This is a genomic window from Amycolatopsis sp. cmx-8-4 (assembly GCF_046548675.1).
GTDB lineage: Bacteria > Actinomycetota > Actinomycetes > Mycobacteriales > Pseudonocardiaceae > Amycolatopsis.
The window spans coordinates 93,953-112,343 of sequence record NZ_JAEBDZ010000001.1; the positions used below are offsets into that span (position 1 = coordinate 93,953).

The window sequence follows — 18,391 nt, forward strand, 5'->3', positions numbered from 1 at the left end:
TGGGGAAGGACGAGCGCGGCCGCCGATCTTGCGGGAGGATCGACCACATGCAGGTCACCGTGCTGGGCGCGTCGGGGCGAACCGGGTTCCACATCGCGCGGCTTCTCGCGGCCAAAGGACACACCGTCCGGGCCGGGCTTCGCAGCCGTCAGCGGGCCGAAGTCCTCCGCGACCTCGACGTCGAACCCGTGGTCGCCGACGTCACGGCGGATCCCGAGGACCTCGTCGAAGCCTTCCTCGGCTCGGACGTCGTCATCACGGCCATCGGGGCGCCGGATCCGGAGCCCGCGTCGGTGAACCTCGTGGACCGGGACGGCTCCGTCACCGCCATCCACGCCGCCGAGAAGGCCGGCGTCGCGCGGTACATCCAGGTCTCCGCGCAGTTCGCCGACTCCCCGGACCAGGGCGACCGGCTCGTGCGGTCGATCCTGCTCGCCAAGCAGCTGTCCGACCTCGCGCTGCAGAAGTCCGCACTGACCTGGACCATCGTCCGGCCTGGCACGCTCATCGACGGCCCCGCCACCGGGCGCGTCAAGGTCGCCGGGCACCTCGAACCCGGGCGGGTGACGCGGCTGGACGTCGCCGCCGTGGTCGTCGGGGTGCTCGGGGAGCCGCTCACCGAAAACCGCGGGTTCGACGTCGTTTCCGGCGACTTCCCGGTCGGGCCGGCCCTTGCCGCGTTGGGGTGAAAAACGCGACTCAAGTAGTACACGGAGGGATACCTGAGTGGGGCTCCCGGTGCGGACCGGCCCCGGTACCCTGCGGTGACAGACGACCGATTTCCAGGGGGTACCCGCAGTGCACATCGATCAATGGCTGGAGGCGATCCCGCCGATCTCGGTGTACCTGATCGTCGCCGCGGTGATCATGATCGAGAGCCTCGGCATTCCGCTGCCCGGCGAGATCGTGCTGGTCAGTGCCGCGTTGCTGGCGTCGCAGCACAGCAACCTGAACCCGCTCTGGATCGGCGCGCTGGCCAGCGCCGGCGCCATCGTCGGCGACAGCATCGGTTACCTGATCGGGAAGACCGGCGGGCAACGGCTGTTCGCCTGGGCGGGCCGGAAATTCCCGAAGCATTTCGGGCCGACGCACATCGCCAACGCGGAACGCATCTTCAACAAACGCGGTATGTGGGCCGTGTTCCTCGGCCGGTTCATCGCGTTCCTGCGGATCCTCGCCGGCCCGCTCGCCGGGTCGCTGAAGATGCACTACCCGAAGTTCCTGATCGCCAACGCGCTCGGCGGCATCGTCTGGGCGGGCGGCACCACCGCGCTCGTCTACTACCTCGGCGTCGTCGCCGAGAAGTGGCTCGGCAACTTCTCCAAGTACGGCCTGGTCGCCGCGATCATCATCGGCGTCGTCGTCTTCTTCGTCATGAAGAAGCGTCTCGGCCAGAAGCACGAGGGTGAAGAAGAGACGCCGCAGGAAAAGCAGGAAGCGGCCTCCTAGACCGGCACTTCCTCCGGCAGCAGCTCGGGATCGGGCTTGCGCGCGGACTTGAGCGAGCCGAGGAGGACGCCGCCGATCACGACCACGGCGGCGGCGATCTCCAGCCCGCTCGGCCGCTCGCCCAGCAGCAGGAACGACGCCGTCAGCCCGACCACCGGCACCAGCAGCGAGAACGGCGAGACGACGCCGGCCGGGTTGCGGCGCATCAGCGTCGTCCAGATGCCGGAGCCGACGATCGTGCCGAACAGCACGACGTAGGCCAGTCCGCCGAGCGCGGTCAGCCCGGTCGGTGTGCCCAGCGTCGTCAGCGAGTGCCACTGCGCCGCCGGACCCTCCATGACCAGCGACAACGCGAACATCGGCAGCGGCGGGACCACGGACATCCAGAGCGTGAAGTGCAGCGGGTTGTCCGGCTCCGCCCGTCGCGTGCTCAGGTTGCCGAACGCCCAGCTCAGCGCGGCCAGCACGGTGAGCACCATCGGCAGCAGCGCCGCGTGCCCGGACTGCTGCCACGCGATCGCCGTCATCCCCGCGACGGCCAGCAGGATCCCGGCCAGCTGCCGCGCGGTGACGCGTTCCCGCAGGAAGACGGCGCCGAGCAGCACCGTGAACGGCGCCGACGCCTGCAGCACCAGCGACGCGAGCCCGGTCGGCATGCCGGTGTCCATCGCGATGAACAGGAACGCGAACTGCCCGGTGCCGAAGCCGAGCCCGTAGCCGAGCAGGTGCCGTACCTTCACCTTCGGCCACGGCACGAACAGGATCGTCGGCACGGCGATCACGGCGAACCGCAGCGCCCCCGCGAACACTGGCGGGAACTGCCCGAGTGTGGCGTGGATGGCCAGGAAGTTGAGGCCCCACAGGACGGCGACGAACATGGCCAGCAGGCGGTCACGGGTGGGCATGCCTCCACTCTGACAAGGCCGACCGTGAAGGACCAGCGAGAATATCTGCAGGAATCGTGTAGCTGCGCTTCACGTACGCTGACGCCGTGGATCTGGGTCGCCTGCGCACGCTGCGGGAGTTCGCCGACCGCGGGAGCGTGACGGCCGCCGCTCGCGCGCTGCACTGCACGCCGTCCGCGGTGTCGCAGCAGCTGCGTGCGCTGCAAGGCGAGGTCGGCCTGCCGCTCACCGAACCGGCGGGCCGTGGCCTGCGGCTGACCGACGCCGGCCGCGCGCTGGTCGCCCGGGCCGACGAGGTGCTGGCCGCGCTGGAGCGCGCCGAGTCCGAACTGGACACCTATCGCAGCGCGCCGCGTGGGCGCGTGCGGGTGGCGATCTTCCAGTCGGCCGGGCTGATGCTGCTGCCGGGCCTGCTGACCCGCGTCGCCGGGTACGACGGCCTGGAGGTCGACGTCCGGGACGTCGACATGACGCCGCCGGAGGTGCCCGGCCTGGTCGCGGACTACGACGTCGTCGTGGCGCACCGCGACGAGCACGCGCCGGAGTTCGACGCCGGCCGCCTCGACGTCGTCCCGCTGCTGCGCGAGCCCCTCGACGTCGCGCTCCCGGCCGGGCACCGGCTGGCGAGCCGGCGCCGCGTCGAGCTGCCGGAGCTGGCGGACGAACGCTGGATCAGCGTCGACTTCGGCTTCCCGGTGGACGACGTGCTGCGCTCACTGACCGTCCGCACCGGCGTCCGGCCGGTGGTGGTCCAGCGGATCAACGACTTCCGGATCACCGAACGGCTGGTCGCGGCCGGGCACGGCATCGCGCTGCTGCCGCGGTACACGATGGACACCCGCCGCGGCAGCGGCCTGATCGGCCGGCCGCTGGCCGGGATCCGCGCGGCCCGCCTGGTGGAAGCGGTCTGCCGCACCGGCGCGCTGCAACGTCCGGCCGTGGCCCAGGTGATCGAAGAGCTGCGTGCGGAGGTCGCCCAGCTCACCGGCTCGTGAGTGGTTAGGGCGGTTAGAACCGCCCTAACCACTCACGACGTGCGGTGGGCGCGGAGGTGGGCGACGGCGATGTGCAGCGCGTCTTCCAGGGCCGTCAGGTCGCCGCGGATGTGGGCCAGCAGCAGGCCACCCTGGACACACGCCATCGCGGCCTGGGCCAGCCGCGCCGGGTCGGCGTCGGCCGCGAGTTCGCCCTGGTTCCGTAGCCGTTCGAGGCCGCGCGTCAGGTGGGACTCCCAGGTCCGGTAGGCCTGGTCGAGCAGCGGTCTCACCTTCGGGTCGTCGCCGAGTTCGCCGGCGAGGTTGCCGAGCGGGCACGGGATCGGCGCCGCGGCGCGGCGCTGGACGTCGAGGAGCTGCTCGGCCCACGCGTCGAAGTCGGCCCACGACGCCAGCGTGAAGATCGCGGGCTGGTTGCCGAGGATCTCCGTCAGGTAGCGGTCGATCACGGCTTCGACCAGCTGGTCCTTGTTCTTGAAGTAGTGGTACATCTGCGATTTCCCGGCTCCGCTCGCGGCGAGCACCTTGTCGACGCTCGTGCCCGCGACGCCGTTGACGTACATCAGCTCCGCCGCCGCGTCGACGATCGCGTCGCGGGTCCGCTGGCCACGCGCGGTCGTGGCCGCTGCTTGCGTCTCCATGTACCGAATAGTACAGTCAACCTCACTGTACCGATCAGTACAACGAACGGGGACCCAGTGGGGAACGACCTGAAGAGCGGGCTGGACGGCGTCAAGGACTACGGCCGGAGCGCGTTGCCGCCGGAGGTGTTCACCGTCTTCGAGGCCGACATGGCGCGCGCGGCCGACGAGACGAAGTTCGCCGAAGCCGGGGTCACGATCGAGGACTTCACGCTGCCAGGAGCGGACGGCGAACCCGTCAGCCTGGGGCGGCTCGTCGCGGACGGGCCCGCGGTGCTCGTGTTCTACCGCGGCGAGTGGTGCCCGTTCTGCAACCTGACGCTGCGCACCTACCAGCAGGAAGTCGTCCCCGAGCTGGCGAAGCTCGGCGCGACGCTGGCCGCGATCAGCCCACAGACCGCGGACGGTTCACTGTCCACCCGGGAGAAGAACGAGCTCGGCTTCGCGGTGCTGTCGGACGTCGGGAACGTCGTGTCGCGGCAGCTCGGGCTGACGTTCCGGGTCTCGGACGTCGTGCGGGCGGCGATGAGCTCGATCGGCACGGACCTGGGCCAGGTCAACGGCACCGGCGAATGGGAGCTGGCGTACCCGGCGGTCGTCGTGGTCGACCGGGACCGCACGATCCGGTACGTCGACGTCCACCCGGACTACACCACGCGCACCGAGCCGGCGCAGATTCTCGAGGCCGTCAAATCGCTCTAGCGCCGCGCTTCACGCTGTAGGTGATCACCGAACCCAGGACCAAGGCGACGCCGAGGGAGAGCAGCATGCTGATCCCAGGTTCGGTGATGATCTGGCCGCCCGCGTAGCCGAGGAAGGCGACGTAGGACGTCCAGAGCGTGACGCCGACGGCCGACGCGGTGAAGAACTCCGCCATGGGCCACCGGCGGGAGCCGGCGAGGAGGGCGCCGACCGTCCCGCCCGACGGCAGCCAGCGGGCCACCACCAGCACCGGCCGCGGGTGGCGCTGCAGGCGGCCGTCGAGCCAGCCGATGCCGGCGGCGATCTTCTTCCGCCGGCTCAACCGCTCCAGCGCCGCCCGGCCACCGAACCGGCCGAGGGCGTAGAGCGCCTGGTCGGAGGCCAGGCACCCGGCCGTGGCCACGGCGATCACCAGCGCCAGCGACGTCCCGCCCTGCGCCGCCGCGACGCCCATGCCGAGGAGTGTCACCTCGGTGGGCAGCAGCGGCACCAGCGAGACGACGAACAGCACCAGCAGTCCTGCCGTAGTCGCGTCCACACCTCCATTAACCGCCCGCGCGGCCCGGATGAATCCCGATCAAGGGGGACTCACAGGAAGCCGACAGCTCTTCCACAGATTGGGCGAACCATGTCAGGAGTTGTCATGGTTCGGGGTGATCGTGAGGTCATGAGCACCGAATCGAACACCCTGTCCGGAAAGGTCGCGCTGGTCGCCGGCGGCACCCGCGGCGCGAGCCGGGCGATCGCGGTCGAGCTGGGCCGCGCGGGCGCCTTCGTCTACGTGACCGGCCGCAGCAGCGGCACCACGAAGTCCGAAGTGGACCGTCCGGAGACCATCGAGGAGACCGTCGAGCTGATCGAGAAGGCGGGCGGCCGGGCCGAGGCCGTCCGCGTCGACCACCTTGAGCCGGCGGAGGTCGCGGCGCTGGCGAAGCGGGTCGACGCGGCGCACGGCGGCCTCGACATCCTGGTCGACGGCATCTGGGGCGGCGATCAGCACCTCGGCTGGGGCAAGCCGGTCTGGGAGCACGACCTCGACGCCGGCCTGCGCATGATCCGCCTCGGCATCGACGCGCACCTGATCACCGGCCACCACCTGCTGCCGCTGCTGATCCGCCGCCCGGGCGGCCTGGTCGTCGAAATGACCGACGGCACGGCGGAGTACAACGCGAACTACCGCGAGGGCACGTCGCTGCCGTTCTACGTCGCGAAGGCGTCGGCGCACCTGCTGGCAAAGGGTGAAGCGGCGGAGCTGTCGGCGCACGAGTGCACCGCGGTCGCGTTCACGCCGGGCTACCTGCGCTCGGAGGCGATGCTGGACATCTACGGCGTCACCGAGCAGAACTGGCGCGACGCGCTGGAGAAGACGCCGCACTTCGCGATCTCGGAGTCCTCGACGTTCTGCGGCCGCACACTGGTGGCGCTGGCCGCGGACCCGGAACGGCACCGGTGGTCCGGGCAGACGGTGAGCAGCGGCCAGCTGGCACGGGAGTACGAAGTCGACGACATCGACGGCAGCCGCCCGGACGCGTGGCGCTACATGGTCGAGGTGGCCGACGCGGGCAAGGAGGCGGATACGACGGGCTACCGCTGATCGAGGCGCGGCCGAGCGGTGGTGCGCTGAGCATGGTCCCGCCAGTCGCAGGCCCTGCTGGCGGGGCTCGCGCTGGCCGCGGCGCCCGCAGCCCCGTCGGCCGTAGTTCCCGCTGTTCGCAGCCCCTGCCGCCACAGCCTCGCGATGGCAGCCCCCACCCACCTCAGGGGGGCGTGCCCTTGTCCAGTCTATCGGTGGCCCTCGGCGAAACCGGTCGCAAGCCCGTCGGGGCAGCAAGTTGTCCACAATCGCCGGGGCCTGTGGACTAACCGCTGTTGCGGGCCGCGACCTCGGTGCCGATCGCCGCGAGCGCGGCCCGGATCTCCGGCGGTGCCACGACTTCCACGCCGGGGCTCAGTGCGACCAGCTGGCCGAGACCGATCTCGGCGCTTTCCAGGGCGAGTTCGGCGTCGGCCCAGCCGTCGGCTGTCGGCTCGCCCAGCGATACCACCGTGTGGGCCAGGTCTTCGGCGCCGAACACGCGTCGCAGGCCGCGCACCGCTGTCTGGTTCAGGCGGGCGGTGATGCGCAATGGGCGGTCTACCTGCTCGAACGTCGCCGATGCCGCGCGCCACCAGCCCGCGAGGTCGAAGTCCGGTGGCCGCTCGAAGCGCGCTTCCAGCTCGGCGGCTGTCAGGATCCGGGAAACGCGGTAGGTGCGGCGCGCGTCGTCGTCCGGCACGCCGGCGACCAGGTACCAGACGCCTGCCTTGAGCACGAGGCCCAGCGGTTCGAGCACCCGATCGGCGACCTTGTCGCGGCGCCGGTAGCTGATCGCGATCCGCCGCTGCGCCCAGACCGCGCGGGCGACCGTCGCCAGTTCGGGTGAGGAGTCCGCGGCGCCGAACCAGCCCGGCGCGTCCAGGTGGAAGCGGCCCGCGACGAGCGCGGCCTGCTCGTGCAGCTCCGGCGGCATCCCCGCCGACACCTTGGCCCGCGCCGCGCTGCCCGCGGTGTCGAGCCCGAGCCCGGCCAGCGCCTCCGGCACGCCGAGGGCGAACAGCGCGACGGCTTCCCGCGCGGTCAGGCCGTCGAGGCCCGCGCGCCAGCCGTCGACGAGGCGGAAGCCGCCGTGCCGGCCCGGCTCCGTCCACAGTGGAACGCCGGCGTCGCGCAACGCCGTCAGGTCGCGGTGCATGGTGCGTTCGGAGACGCCCAGCTCCTCGGCGAGTTCAGCGGCGGTCGCGCTGCGCCGCCGTTGCAGCGTGAACAGCAGCGCGACCAGCCGCTCGGCCTTCACCGGTTGGCGCGGTTCACCGCCGAGACGACGGCGCGCAGCGACGCCGTGACGATCGACGGGTCGATCCCGATGCCCCAGAACACCCGGTCCGAGATCGCGCACTCGATGTACGACGCGGCGCGCGCGTCGTCGCCCGGCGAGAGCGTGTGCTCGGAGTAGTCCAGCAGGCGCAGGTCGAAGCCCACCGTCGAGAGCGCGTCGAAGAACGCCGCGATCGGCCCGTTGCCGCGGCCGGTGACCTCGTGCTCGTCGCCTTCGACGCGCACCGTCGCGGTGATGTCGTACTCGCCGTCGCCGTTGTCGCGGACGTGCTGGCGCACCAGCTCCAGCGGCGTCTTCAGCTCCAGGTACTCGGCCGAGAAGGCGTTGTACATCGTGGTCGGGTCGACCTCGCCGCCCTCGGTGTCGGTGTAGCGCTGGATGACCTTCGAGAACTCGATCTGCAGGCGCCGCGGCAGGTCGAGCTGGTGCTCGGCCTTCATGATGTAGGCGACGCCGCCCTTGCCGGACTGCGAGTTCACCCGGATCACGGCCTCGTACGTGCGGCCGACGTCCTTCGGGTCGATCGGCAGGTACGGGACCTCCCACGGGTACTCGTCGACCGGCACGCCCTGCTTGCCGGCGGCGTCCTTCAGCGCGTCGAGGCCCTTGTTGATCGCGTCCTGGTGCGAGCCCGAAAACGCGGTGAACACCAGGTCGCCGCCCCACGGCGAGCGTTCGGGCACCGGCAGCTGGTTGCAGTACTCGACCGTCCGCTTGATCTCGTCCATGTCCGAGAAGTCGATCTGCGGGTCGATGCCCTGGCTGTAGAGGTTCATGCCCAGCGCGACCAGGTCGACGTTGCCGGTGCGCTCGCCGTTGCCGAACAGGCAGCCCTCGATCCGGTCCGCGCCGGCCTGGTAGCCCAGCTCGGCGGCGGCGATGCCGGTGCCGCGGTCGTTGTGCGGGTGCAGCGACAGGATCACCGAGTCGCGGCGCGCCAGGTTCCGGCTCATCCACTCGATCGAGTCGGCGTAGACGTTCGGCGTGGCCATCTCGACGGTCGCCGGCAGGTTCAGGATCACCGGCTTCTCCGGCGTCGGCTGCCAGATCTCGGTGACGGCGTTGCAGACCTCGAGCGCGTACGACAGCTCGGTGCCGGTGTAGGACTCCGGCGAGTACTGGAACCGAAAGTCGGTGTCCGGCTGCTTCGCGGCCAGCTCGACGACCAGTTCCGCGGCCTGCGTCGCGATCTTCTTGATGCCTTCGCGCTCCTCGCGGAAGACCACGCGGCGCTGCAGGATCGACGTCGAGTTGTAGATGTGGACGATCGCGCGCGGCGCGCCTTCGAGGGACTGGAACGTCCGCTCGATCAGCTCGTGGCGGCACTGGGTCAGCACCTGGATGCTGACGTCGTCCGGGATGGCGCCCTCTTCGATGATCTCGCGGACGAAGTCGAAGTCGGTCTGCGACGCGGCCGGGAAGCCGACCTCGATCTCCTTGTAGCCCATGCGTACGAGCAGGTCGAAGAACTTGCGCTTGCGCGCGGGCGACATCGGGTCGATCAGGGCCTGGTTGCCGTCCCGCAGGTCGACGGCGCACCACAGCGGCGCGCGGTCGATGCGCTTGTCCGGCCAGGTGCGGTCGGGGACGTCGATGTTCTCGATCAGGTCGTACCAGGGGCGGTAGCGGTGCACCGGCATGGACGTGCCGCGCTGGGTGTTCCAGGCGGGCTGATCAGCGGGCGCGGTGCGAGAAGGCTTGCGGATGCGCGAACTCATGGAAAGGGTTCTCCTGAAAAACGGGTGCGGACGACCGGCACCACGAAGCCCCGCGACGGGGAGCCGGTCCGGTCAGGCCCCGTCGCGGCAGCGAAGCAGGAGAGCACGCGCCACGCCCCCACCATAACCATCGAGCCAGGCCGGGGGGAAGTGAGGTCGCGATCCAACCGTTACTTCTCATCCGCCATCCGAGTTACCAGCGGGTAGCAATCGGCCCAGTGCCGTGCGAAACTGCGGGCATGGCTGAACACGCAGAGTCGTCGGCGTCTTCGGAGGACACGGAGACGCGCGTCGCCCGCCGGGCACCCGTCGACTGGCGCCGCGCCGGGGGCAAGGTGGCCAACGCGGTGGCGTCGATCGTCCGTTGGGTGGGCTTGGTCTTCGCCGCGATCCTGGTGATCCACGTGATCTTCACGGTCGGCTCGGCCAACCCGGACAACGGCATCGTCTCGTTCGTCCACTCCTGGGCGGACGGCTTGGCGCTGGGCTTCAGCGACCTGTTCACACCCACCGACGCCAAGCTGCGGGTTCTGGTGAACTTCGGCATCGCGGCGGTCTTCTGGCTCGTGGTCTCGGGAATCCTGGCGAAGGTGATCCGCCGGGCGGGCGGCGCTTCCTGAGCCGGCCTAGCTCTCGGCGAGTTCGTCGTACACCCGGTCGCAGATGTACCGGCGCCCGTAGTTCCCCCCGGTGACCTCGCGGAGGAACCCGGCTTCCTCCAGTTTCCTGATCGCACTGGCGGCGGTCGGATAGGACACGCCGAGGTCGGCCTGCACCTTCGGAATGGTCATCATCGGGTATCCGATGATGGTCACCGCCAGGTCGTGGACGCTGCCGCGCGCGCCCGCGTCCTTCATCGTTTCGATGACTTCCTGGGAGAACGCCATCAGGCTCCGGATGGTTTCCGCGGCCGCCAGAGCGCGTGCTTTCACGGCTTCGGCGAAGAACCGGACCCACGGGTCGAAGTTCCCCGTCCTGCTCACGGTGAGCAGGTGGTCGATGTAGTCGTCACGACGGGGTTCCAGCCAGGGGGACAGGTTCAGCACGGGGTGTTTCAACACGTGCTCTTCGATGAGCTGCAGGGTGATGATCAGCCGGCCGATCCGGCCGTTTCCGTCGCTGAACGGATGCAGTGTTTCGAACTGGTAGTGGCCAAGGGCCACTTTCACCAGTACCGGCATCTCCTGATCGGCGTTTATCCACTTTTCCCAGTCGCTCACGCCGTCGCGCAGCACGTCGCCATTGGGTGGTGGGACGAACCTTGACCGTTCGATTCCTCGGCCCCGGTCTCCGATGCAGACGAGTCGCTCTCGGAGCCGGCCGGCGTCGTAGGCGTCGCCGCGTGTCCCCGTCACCAGTATCTGTTGAAGCCTCGACACCACTTGCAGGCAGATCGGCAGTTTCTTGATGAGGTCGAGGCCGGCGAAAGCCGCTTGGACGTAGTTCTGCACCTCCTGCACCTCTGCCGTCGGATGGTGACTTTCGGTGTACTGAGCTTCCAGCACATCGGCGTAGGGGGCGAAGGTTCCTTCGAGCGCCGAGGTGCTGACGGCTTCCCGGGTCAGTGACGGTCGTACCAGGAGGTCGGGGTTGGGTAGCCGGTCGGTCAGGGCGTCCAGTACGCCCAGCGCGCGATCGGCCTCGCTGATGAACTTGTAGGTGCCGGGCGACAGGTCGACTACAGTCGGGAGCGGAGCGGGTACGAAGGCGAAGTGGTTGTAGGCCTGTTTGGTCCGGCCGTCCACGCCGCTGATCGGCTCCAGCCGGCCGACGGGTGACTTGCTGAACGTCTCTACCTGCACTTTTAAAGTTTAGCGCATGAAGCTTTCGTTCTGTCGGCGACATCTAAGGGTTCTTGCAGTCTCGGCCTCGAACTTCAAGGTTCGGGCTCAAGTCTTGAAATTCGGCGCCTGTCAGAGCGGCGCCTAGAGCGCCGGGTTGCCCCACTTTTCGGTGAACGCGAACTCCTCCAGCGGGATCCGGACCCGGTCCGCCCGCTCGCGCTCGATCCGCCAGTCCTCCTCCAGGACGTCCGGGTGCGCGGGCGAACCGACCGCGATCGCCACCTTCGGTACCGCGTCCGCGGGCAGCGAGAACGTCGACTGGACCGCCTCCGCCGAGAAGCCCGCCATCTGGTGGGCGATCAGCCCCAGCTCCACCGCCTGCAGCACGAGGTTCTCCGAAGCCAGCCCGAGCCCGTACTCCGTGTAGGGGACGTCGCCCTTCGCGTTCGTCGTCACCATGACGCCGATCAGCAGGAGGCTCGCCCGCCGGGCCCACGCCTGGTTGCCCGAGTTGAGCGTCGCCAGGATCGCGTCGAACGCCGGGGTGCCGCGGACGCCCACCAGGTACCGCGCCGGCTGGGTGTTGCCGAACGACGGTGCCCAGCGGGCCGCCTCCAGGAGGGCTCGCAGCTGGTCCGGGGTGACAACAGCAGACGCGTCGTAGGCCCGCGGGCTCCAGCGCTCGGCCATCAGGGAGGCGATCGGGATGCTCGTCACAGCTGGTTTGCGCACGATCGAAAAGCTACAGCGGCGCGAAGCGCCTCCGCTGAGGGCGGTGGCGGGGGCATGGATGGAGGTACCGAGGAGTGCGCTGCATCACTCGGAAGGAAGGGCTCCGCGCATTTCCTTGGTGTTACGGAAGATTTACTTCCGCGCTGCCCCGGACCGGTGGCCGGCACCACTCGATGGTGTGGCAGGCCGCTGAACCCCCGGTAGGCTCCTTCTCAACTATGGGACGCGGGGGCTCTCCGGTGCCCACCAGGGAGCAGACCCGGCCCGTCGAGGAGGTTCGGGCGTGGCCCTCGTGGTCCAGAAGTACGGCGGATCGTCGCTGGAAAGTGCCGACCGGATCAAGCGCGTCGCGGAACGGATCGTCGCCACCAAGAAGGCCGGCAACGACGTCGTCGTGGTCTGCTCGGCGATGGGTGACACCACCGACGAGCTGCTCGACCTGGCGCAGCAGGTCAACCCGGCGCCGCCGGAGCGGGAGATGGACATGCTGCTCACCGCGGGTGAGCGCATCTCGAACTCGCTGGTCGCCATGGCCATCGCGGCCCAGGGGGCCGAGGCGTGGTCGTTCACCGGCTCGCAGGCCGGCGTCGTCACGACGTCCGTGCACGGCAACGCGCGCATCATCGACGTCACCCCGAGCCGGGTCACCGAGGCCCTCGAGCAGGGTTACGTCGCGCTGGTGGCGGGGTTCCAGGGCGTCGCGCAGGACACCAAGGACATCACCACGCTGGGCCGCGGCGGTTCGGACACCACCGCCGTCGCGCTGGCCGCCGCGCTGAACGCCGACGTCTGCGAGATCTACTCCGATGTGGACGGTGTGTACTCCGCGGACCCGCGCATCGTGCCGGACGCGAAGAAGCTCGACGTCATCCCCTACGAGGAGATGCTGGAGCTGGCCGCCAGCGGGTCGAAGATCCTGCACCTGCGGTCGGTCGAGTACGCGCGCCGCTACGGCGTCCCGATCCGAGTCCGTTCTTCCTACAGTGACAAGCCGGGCACCACGGTGACCGGTTCTATCGAGGAGATCCCCGTGGAACAAGCGCTGATCACCGGTGTCGCGCACGACCGCTCCGAGGCCAAGATCACGGTCACCGGGGTGCCGGACCACGCCGGTGCGGCGGCCCGGATCTTCCGGGTGATCGCCGACGCCGAGATCGACATCGACATGGTGCTGCAGAACGTGTCGAGCACCGTCTCCGGCCGCACCGACATCACCTTCACGCTGTCGAAGGCCAACGGCGCCAAGGCCGTCAAGGAGCTGGAGAAGGTCAAGGCCGAGATCGGCTTCGAGTCCGTGCTCTACGACGACCACGTCGGCAAGGTCTCGCTGGTCGGCGCCGGGATGCGGTCGCACCCGGGTGTCACGGCGACGTTCTGCGAGGCGCTGGCCTCCTCCGGCGTCAACATCGAGATCATCAACACCTCGGAGATCCGCATCTCGGTGCTGATCCGGGACGCCCAGCTCGACGACGCCGTGCGCGCGATCCACGCCGCGTTCGAGCTCGGTGGCGACGAAGAAGCCGTGGTCTACGCGGGGAGTGGTCGCTGATGGCCGACGGGCTGCGGGTCGGGGTGGTCGGCGCGACCGGCCAGGTCGGCGCGGTGATGCGCAAGCTGCTGGCGGAGCGGGAGTTCCCGATCGCCGAGCTCCGGTACTTCGCTTCGGCGCGCTCGGCGGGGTCGAAACTCCCTTGGCGCGACAGCGAAATCACGATCGAAGACGCGTCCACGGCGGACCCGTCCGGGTTGGACATCGCGCTGTTCTCCGCGGGTGGCTCGACGTCGAAGGCGCAGGCGCCGCGGTTCGCCGACGCCGGCGTCACGGTGATCGACAACTCCTCGGCGTTCCGGATGGACCCGGACGTGCCGCTGGTCGTCAGCGAGGTCAACCCCGAGGCCATCAAGGAAGCGCGGAAGGGGATCATCGCGAACCCCAACTGCACGACCATGGCCGCGATGCCGGTGCTCAAGCCGCTGCACGACGAGGCCGGCCTGGTCCGGCTGGTCGCGTCGACCTACCAGGCGGTGTCGGGCAGCGGGCTGGCCGGCGTCGACGAGCTGGCCGGTCAGGTGAAGGCCGGCGCCGAGCACGCGGCGCTGCTGACGCACGACGGCGCGGCGATCGCCTTCCCCGCGCCGAACAAGTACGTCCGCCCGATCGCGTTCAACGTCCTGCCGATGGCGGGGTCCATTGTGGACGACGGTGAGCTCGAGACGGACGAGGAGAAGAAGTTCCGCAACGAGAGCCGCAAGATCCTGAGCATCCCGGGGCTGGGCGTGTCCTGCACCTGCGTGCGGGTCCCGGTGTTCTCGGGGCACTCGATCTCGGTCAACGCGGAGTTCGCGCAGCCGCTGACGGTCGAGCGCGCGACGCAGCTGCTGGCCCACGCGCCGGGCGTCGAGCTGTCCGACATCCCGACCCCGCTGCAGGCGGCGGGCAACGACCCGAGCTACGTCGGCCGCATCCGCGTCGACCAGGGCGTCGGGGGCGGCCGCGGGCTCGCGTTGTTCATCGCGAACGACAACCTGCGCAAGGGCGCGGCGCTGAACGCGGTGCAGATCGCGGAGCTGATCGCGCAGCAGTAGGTCCGACGTCGAAGGCCCCCTCGGTCGTCGAGGGGGCCTTCACGCGTCTCGGGTCGCGTTCCGGCAGGCTCGCGCGCGCAGGGTGGCGAACTGCTTCACGGGGTTCGCGGATCGCTTGACGTCGGTGTCGAAGTTCCAGACGTAGCCGTCGGCGTGCCCGCCGAGCCGCCGGAACTGGGCGACGGCTTCGTCGTGGCGGCCGTTGTGGTGCAGTGCGTAGATCGCGTAGCCGCGGTCTTCCCGGGTAGCGGGGTGCTCGGCGCCTTCGCCGTCCAACCAGGGCATGGCCGTTTCGAGAGCCTCCTGGACGTACCGGCTACGCCAGATCGGGTTGCCCTCCATGGCCATTTCGAACGCGGCTCGCAAGGGCAACGGCGTCAACGACGGCGCCATGGCCGCGGCACCGGTCGCGAAGTCGAGCAGCCGCTCTTCGGTGCCGTGCCATTTCGGGCACCAGTAGCGCAGGGCGCGCTCGTGCCCGGGCCGGTGCGCGGGCGCGCGGACGAGGAGGCCGGACCAGATCCCGTCGAAGGGCTGGTAGCGGACGTTGAGCCCGGTGGCGACGGAGACGAGGGTCGCCCACGGCGTCGGATCCGCCTCAGCGAGTTCGGCCGCCCGCCAAGCGGCGGCTTCGGCGTGCTCCAGCAGCTGCACGAACGGCGCGAACTGCTGACGACTGGTGTGCCTGGCGGCGGCGCTGCCCCGCCGCTGCCAGGCCAGGGCGACGAAGGTCTGCGCCTGCACGACAACGGCGTCGGGATCGTCTTCCCGCTCGGCGAGCCAGTCCCGCAGCCATTGGCGTTCGGTGGTGGCCGTCTTGGCGAGGGCGTCGACGACGGCGGTGCGCCGGTCCCAGTCACCGTTCAGGGCGGCGACGAGGGTGGCCGCGGGGTGCCAGTCACCGGCGAGGGCGGCGGAGACGGCGGCGGCGAGACCGGGCTCGTCGAAGTGCGGCTCGGCGCTGAGCCCGGCGTCCGGAACCATCCCCCGGGCAGCGGCCGCGGGGCCGGGTAGCAGGCCCATGTCCGTTCTCCTCCACAGTGGACGATCGGAAATCGCCTTGTCCGATTCCCTGTCAGGGGGGATTCTAAGTCCCGTAACCATTTCCAGGGGAGGAAATCATGTACACGGCAGTCGACGGTGCCCGCGTGCCGATCCGGATGTGGGCCGATCCCGCGTCCGTCGAAGAGCAGGCCATGCGGCAGCTGCACAACGTCGCGAACCTGCCGTGGGTGCACGGGGTCGCCGTGATGCCCGACGTGCACTACGGCAAGGGGGCGACCGTCGGCAGCGTCATCGCGATGCGTGACGCCGTTTCGCCGGCCGCGGTCGGCGTGGACATCGGGTGCGGGATGAGTGCCGTGCGGACGTCGCTGACCGCCGCGGACCTGCCCGACGACCTCGGGAAGCTGCGCCGGCGCATCGAGAACACCGTGCCGGTCGGGTTCGGGCTGCACAAGACGCCGGTGAACCCGGCGAAGGTGCACGGCGTCGGCGGCTGGGACGCGTTCTGGAAGGGCTTCGGCGAGCTGCACACCGGCGTCCAGGAGCTGCACGACCGGGCCGCGCGGCAGATCGGGAGCCTCGGTGGCGGCAACCACTTCATCGAGGTCTGCCTCGAGCAGGGCGGCGCCGACGAAGGCCGCGTCTGGCTGATGCTGCACTCGGGTTCGCGCAACATCGGCAAGGAGCTCGCGGAGCGGCACATGGCCGTCGCGCGGAAGCTGCCGCACAACGCCGACCTGCCCGACCGGGACCTCGCGGTGTTCGTCGCGGGCACCCCGGAGATGCAGGCCTACCGGCGCGACCTGTTCTGGGCGCAGGACTACGCGGCGCGCAACCGCGCCACGATGGTCGCGCTCGTGAAGCTGGCGCTGGCGGACGTCGTGCCGGGCACGACCTTCGACGACGCGATCTCGTGCCACCACAACTACGTCGCCGAAGAGACCTACGACGGCGTCGAGCTGCTCGTCACCCGCAAGGGCGCGATCCGCGCCGGCTCGGGTGACCTGGGGATCATCCCGGGCAGCATGGGGACCGGTTCGTACATCGTGCGCGGGCTCGGCAACGAGTCGTCGTTCCAGTCGGCGTCGCACGGTGCCGGCCGCCGGATGTCGCGGACCAAGGCGAAGAAGCTCTACACCGCGGACGACCTGGCGGCGCAGACGGCGGGCGTCGAATGCCGCAAGGACTCGGGCGTCGTCGACGAGATCCCGGCGGCGTACAAGGACATCGACTCGGTCATCAAGGCCCAGACCGACCTGGTCGAGGTCGTCGCCCACCTCAAGCAGGTGGTCTGCGTCAAGGGCTGAGCGGTACCTTGGGTGATATGACCAGTTGGGGGAGGACGGCCGCGTTGCTGGCCGGGGCCGCACTGCTGCTGAGCGGGTGCGATCAGGTCAGCGACGCGGTCGACCAGGGCAGCAGGACCGCGGACAAGGTCGGCGCCTGCGCCGAGGCGCTCGGGCTGGCGGACCTGAATCCGCTCGTCGACCCGCAGCGGCTCAAGGAACGGGCCGCGGACAAGGCGCAGCGGCTGCGCGCACTGGCCGGGAACGTCGCCGACCAGGACGTCAAGAACGCGCTCCTCGGCATGGCCGACTCCTACGTCGAGGTGCAGAAGGAACACATCGAGGACGCCGGCGTCGTGGCCCGGTGGGCCAAGCGCAACGTCGGCAAGCTCGACGCGCTGCGCACCGCCTGCAGCTGACCGGTCGTGAGTGGTAATGCGGGTTAGAACCCGCATTACCACTCACGACGGCGTCAGCGGGTCTCGGCGAGCGCGGGTACCGGCGCCGGGTCGGGGGTGCGAGGCCGGCGTCGCACCCCGAACAGGCCCGCCGACGCGATCACCAGCCCGCCGATGCCGGCCGCGGCGAAGCCCCAGGCCGGGCTCGAGTGGTCGATCGCGAAGCCGACCACCGGGCTGCCCGCCGCGAGGCCGAGCCGGGTGAACCCGTCCATCAGCCCCATCGCCTCGCCGCGCACCCGCGGTGGCGCGAGCCGGCTGACCGTCTCGGTGGTCGCGGCCAGCGTCGGCGCGCAGACCAGGTTCGTCGGGATCAGCACGAGCGTCAGCAGCCACCACGGCTGTTCGGCGAGCCCCACGGGCACCACCAGCAGCGCGAGCAGCAGCATCAGCACGCCCTGGGGCAGCGACCGCTTCACCGAGCCGTGCACGATGCCGCCGGTGATCGACGCGGCGCACATCACCGCGATCACCAGCCCGGTCACGCCGATGTCGCCGTGCGCGCGCAGGGTCGCGAGCGTCGCCAGCTCGGTGCCGACGAGCACGAACAACGCGCCCGCGGCGACCATCAGCGTGCCCACCAGCCTGCCGGTCAGCCAGCTGCGCAGCGGCGGCCGGGCTGCGGTCACCCCCAGGTCGGCGGCGTCGCGGATCGGCGGGTTCACCAGCCAGATCAGGAACGCCGTGCCGCCGAACAGCACGCCGAGCGCGCTGAGCGTCCACGTCGGTGAGAACGCGGTGATCGCCGCGATCCCGGCCGCGGGGCCGATCATGAACGTCGCCTCGATCGAGATGGTGTCGAGCGAGTACGCCGCCCGGCGCTCCTCGACCGGGACGAGCGTGGCCAGCACCTGCCGGGCCAGCGAGCCCGCGGGCACCGAGAGCATCCCGGCCGGGACGGCGACCGCGGCGAGCGCTTCGAACGGCAGGTGCGGCGCGAGGATCCAGAACGCCGTGGTGCCGGTGCCGCAGACGGCGACGATCGGGCGCAGCCCGTACTTGTCGAAGGCGCGGCCGAGCAGCGGCGCCCCGAGGGCCATCCCGAGCGTGACGCCGGCGCCGACCAGCCCGGCGGCGCCGTAGCCGCGGCCGAGCCCGGTGACGACGTACAGCGTCAGCAGGACGCCGTTCATGGTCATCGGCAGCCGGGCCAGGAACATCATGGCCATCGTCGAGGGGACGCGGGGGACGGAGAGCACCCGGCGGTAGGGCTGCAGAGGCACGCCTCGATGAGAACCCAAGGTGGTACGCGCG

General features: G+C 70.2%; 19 protein-coding genes. 10 read left to right on the forward strand and 9 right to left on the reverse strand.

Annotated features, from left to right (window positions below; translation table 11 throughout):
• Window positions 1-47 precede the first annotated feature (47 nt).
• Both ACLJQZ_RS00500 and ACLJQZ_RS00505 read left to right on the forward strand, forming a co-directional pair.
• Complete coding sequence (locus ACLJQZ_RS00500) at window positions 48-689, forward strand: SDR family oxidoreductase (protein ID WP_410617936.1); 642 nt, start codon at window positions 48-50, stop codon at window positions 687-689.
• A gap of 109 nt (window positions 690-798) precedes the next feature.
• A complete protein-coding gene (locus ACLJQZ_RS00505) occupies window positions 799-1,449 on the forward strand; it encodes a DedA family protein (protein ID WP_326956741.1) in 651 nt (216 codons plus the stop codon).
• On the opposite strand, the gene ACLJQZ_RS00510 is transcribed toward ACLJQZ_RS00505, so the two are convergent.
• Window positions 1,446-2,354, reverse strand: a complete 909-nt coding sequence (locus ACLJQZ_RS00510) for an EamA family transporter (protein WP_410617938.1) — start codon at window positions 2,352-2,354, stop codon at window positions 1,446-1,448. The genes ACLJQZ_RS00505 and ACLJQZ_RS00510 overlap by 4 nt on opposite strands.
• 86 nt (window positions 2,355-2,440) lie before the next feature.
• On the opposite strand from ACLJQZ_RS00510, the gene ACLJQZ_RS00515 reads away from it, so the two are divergent.
• A complete protein-coding gene (locus ACLJQZ_RS00515; RefSeq protein WP_410617940.1) occupies window positions 2,441-3,349 on the forward strand; it encodes a LysR family transcriptional regulator in 909 nt (302 codons plus the stop codon).
• 32 nt (window positions 3,350-3,381) lie between these two features.
• On the opposite strand, the gene ACLJQZ_RS00520 is transcribed toward ACLJQZ_RS00515, so the two are convergent.
• On the reverse strand, window positions 3,382-3,990 hold the full coding sequence (locus ACLJQZ_RS00520; RefSeq protein WP_410617942.1) for a TetR/AcrR family transcriptional regulator: 609 nt from the start codon (window positions 3,988-3,990) through the stop codon (window positions 3,382-3,384).
• Between the two features lie 57 nt (window positions 3,991-4,047).
• Between ACLJQZ_RS00520 and ACLJQZ_RS00525 the strand changes: the two genes are divergently transcribed.
• The gene (locus ACLJQZ_RS00525; protein WP_410617943.1) at window positions 4,048-4,692 is read left to right on the forward strand and encodes a peroxiredoxin-like family protein; all 645 of its coding nucleotides are present in this window, start codon (window positions 4,048-4,050) and stop codon (window positions 4,690-4,692) included.
• On the opposite strand, the gene ACLJQZ_RS00530 is transcribed toward ACLJQZ_RS00525, so the two are convergent.
• Window positions 4,679-5,230 carry a DedA family protein gene (locus ACLJQZ_RS00530; RefSeq protein ID WP_410617945.1) on the reverse strand — a complete coding sequence of 184 codons (552 nt, stop codon included), beginning with the start codon at window positions 5,228-5,230 and terminating at the stop codon, window positions 4,679-4,681. The two genes, ACLJQZ_RS00525 and ACLJQZ_RS00530, sit on opposite strands and share 14 nt — an antisense overlap.
• 129 nt (window positions 5,231-5,359) lie before the next feature.
• Here ACLJQZ_RS00530 and ACLJQZ_RS00535 point away from each other — a divergent pair, with 129 nt between their 5' ends.
• A complete protein-coding gene (locus ACLJQZ_RS00535; protein WP_410617946.1) occupies window positions 5,360-6,286 on the forward strand; it encodes an SDR family oxidoreductase in 927 nt (308 codons plus the stop codon).
• A gap of 265 nt (window positions 6,287-6,551) precedes the next feature.
• Here ACLJQZ_RS00535 and ACLJQZ_RS00540 read toward each other — a convergent pair whose 3' ends face one another.
• On the reverse strand, window positions 6,552-7,526 hold the full coding sequence (locus tag ACLJQZ_RS00540; protein WP_410617948.1) for a helix-turn-helix transcriptional regulator: 975 nt from the start codon (window positions 7,524-7,526) through the stop codon (window positions 6,552-6,554).
• A complete protein-coding gene (gene leuA / locus ACLJQZ_RS00545) occupies window positions 7,523-9,286 on the reverse strand; it encodes a 2-isopropylmalate synthase (RefSeq protein ID WP_247058921.1) in 1,764 nt (587 codons plus the stop codon). Before leuA ends, ACLJQZ_RS00540 begins: the two co-directional genes overlap by 4 nt.
• A gap of 239 nt (window positions 9,287-9,525) precedes the next feature.
• Here leuA and ACLJQZ_RS00550 point away from each other — a divergent pair, with 239 nt between their 5' ends.
• On the forward strand, window positions 9,526-9,906 hold the full coding sequence (locus ACLJQZ_RS00550; RefSeq protein ID WP_410617949.1) for a hypothetical protein: 381 nt from the start codon (window positions 9,526-9,528) through the stop codon (window positions 9,904-9,906).
• Window positions 9,907-9,912: 6 nt separating this feature from the next.
• Here the strand turns inward: ACLJQZ_RS00550 and ACLJQZ_RS00555 are convergent, their stop codons facing one another.
• Window positions 9,913-11,088 (reverse strand): Fic family protein, encoded by a 1,176-nt coding sequence (locus tag ACLJQZ_RS00555; RefSeq protein ID WP_410617951.1) that lies wholly within the window; start codon window positions 11,086-11,088, stop codon window positions 9,913-9,915.
• 123 nt (window positions 11,089-11,211) lie between these two features.
• Complete coding sequence (locus ACLJQZ_RS00560; protein ID WP_410617952.1) at window positions 11,212-11,802, reverse strand: nitroreductase family protein; 591 nt, start codon at window positions 11,800-11,802, stop codon at window positions 11,212-11,214.
• Between the two features lie 283 nt (window positions 11,803-12,085).
• Between ACLJQZ_RS00560 and ACLJQZ_RS00565 the strand changes: the two genes are divergently transcribed.
• A complete protein-coding gene (locus ACLJQZ_RS00565) occupies window positions 12,086-13,351 on the forward strand; it encodes an aspartate kinase (RefSeq protein WP_326945025.1) in 1,266 nt (421 codons plus the stop codon).
• Window positions 13,351-14,388: an aspartate-semialdehyde dehydrogenase gene (locus tag ACLJQZ_RS00570; protein WP_410617954.1), complete on the forward strand. Its 1,038-nt coding sequence runs from the start codon at window positions 13,351-13,353 to the stop codon at window positions 14,386-14,388. Before ACLJQZ_RS00565 ends, ACLJQZ_RS00570 begins: the two co-directional genes overlap by 1 nt.
• A 39-nt stretch (window positions 14,389-14,427) precedes the next feature.
• On the opposite strand, the gene ACLJQZ_RS00575 is transcribed toward ACLJQZ_RS00570, so the two are convergent.
• Window positions 14,428-15,411, reverse strand: a complete 984-nt coding sequence (locus ACLJQZ_RS00575) for a DUF4034 domain-containing protein (protein ID WP_410617956.1) — start codon at window positions 15,409-15,411, stop codon at window positions 14,428-14,430.
• 98 nt (window positions 15,412-15,509) lie between these two features.
• Here ACLJQZ_RS00575 and ACLJQZ_RS00580 point away from each other — a divergent pair, with 98 nt between their 5' ends.
• Entirely contained in the window at window positions 15,510-16,700 is a 1,191-nt protein-coding gene (locus tag ACLJQZ_RS00580; protein ID WP_410617957.1) for an RtcB family protein, read from the forward strand.
• 17 nt (window positions 16,701-16,717) lie between these two features.
• Window positions 16,718-17,098 carry a hypothetical protein gene (locus ACLJQZ_RS00585; protein ID WP_410617959.1) on the forward strand — a complete coding sequence of 127 codons (381 nt, stop codon included), beginning with the start codon at window positions 16,718-16,720 and terminating at the stop codon, window positions 17,096-17,098.
• 53 nt (window positions 17,099-17,151) lie between these two features.
• Here ACLJQZ_RS00585 and ACLJQZ_RS00590 read toward each other — a convergent pair whose 3' ends face one another.
• Window positions 17,152-18,297, reverse strand: coding sequence for an MFS transporter (locus tag ACLJQZ_RS00590; RefSeq protein WP_410618569.1), 1,146 nt, complete (start codon window positions 18,295-18,297; stop codon window positions 17,152-17,154).
• Window positions 18,298-18,391 lie beyond the last annotated feature (94 nt).

Excerpts from the sequence above, each read along its gene's own strand:
- ACLJQZ_RS00500 (WP_410617936.1), top strand. The coding sequence starts at position 48 with ATGCAGGTCACCGTGCTGGGCGCGTCGGGGCGAACCGGGTTCCACATC.
- ACLJQZ_RS00510 (WP_410617938.1), bottom strand. The coding sequence starts at position 2,354 with ATGCCCACCCGTGACCGCCTGCTGGCCATGTTCGTCGCCGTCCTGTGG.
- ACLJQZ_RS00520 (WP_410617942.1), bottom strand. The coding sequence starts at position 3,990 with ATGGAGACGCAAGCAGCGGCCACGACCGCGCGTGGCCAGCGGACCCGC.
- ACLJQZ_RS00535 (WP_410617946.1), top strand. The coding sequence starts at position 5,360 with ATGAGCACCGAATCGAACACCCTGTCCGGAAAGGTCGCGCTGGTCGCC.
- leuA (WP_247058921.1), bottom strand. The coding sequence starts at position 9,286 with ATGAGTTCGCGCATCCGCAAGCCTTCTCGCACCGCGCCCGCTGATCAG.
- ACLJQZ_RS00550 (WP_410617949.1), top strand. The coding sequence starts at position 9,526 with ATGGCTGAACACGCAGAGTCGTCGGCGTCTTCGGAGGACACGGAGACG.
- ACLJQZ_RS00570 (WP_410617954.1), top strand. The coding sequence starts at position 13,351 with ATGGCCGACGGGCTGCGGGTCGGGGTGGTCGGCGCGACCGGCCAGGTC.
- ACLJQZ_RS00575 (WP_410617956.1), bottom strand. The coding sequence starts at position 15,411 with ATGGGCCTGCTACCCGGCCCCGCGGCCGCTGCCCGGGGGATGGTTCCG.
- ACLJQZ_RS00580 (WP_410617957.1), top strand. The coding sequence starts at position 15,510 with ATGTACACGGCAGTCGACGGTGCCCGCGTGCCGATCCGGATGTGGGCC.
- ACLJQZ_RS00585 (WP_410617959.1), top strand. The coding sequence starts at position 16,718 with ATGACCAGTTGGGGGAGGACGGCCGCGTTGCTGGCCGGGGCCGCACTG.
- ACLJQZ_RS00590 (WP_410618569.1), bottom strand. The coding sequence starts at position 18,297 with ATGTTCCTGGCCCGGCTGCCGATGACCATGAACGGCGTCCTGCTGACG.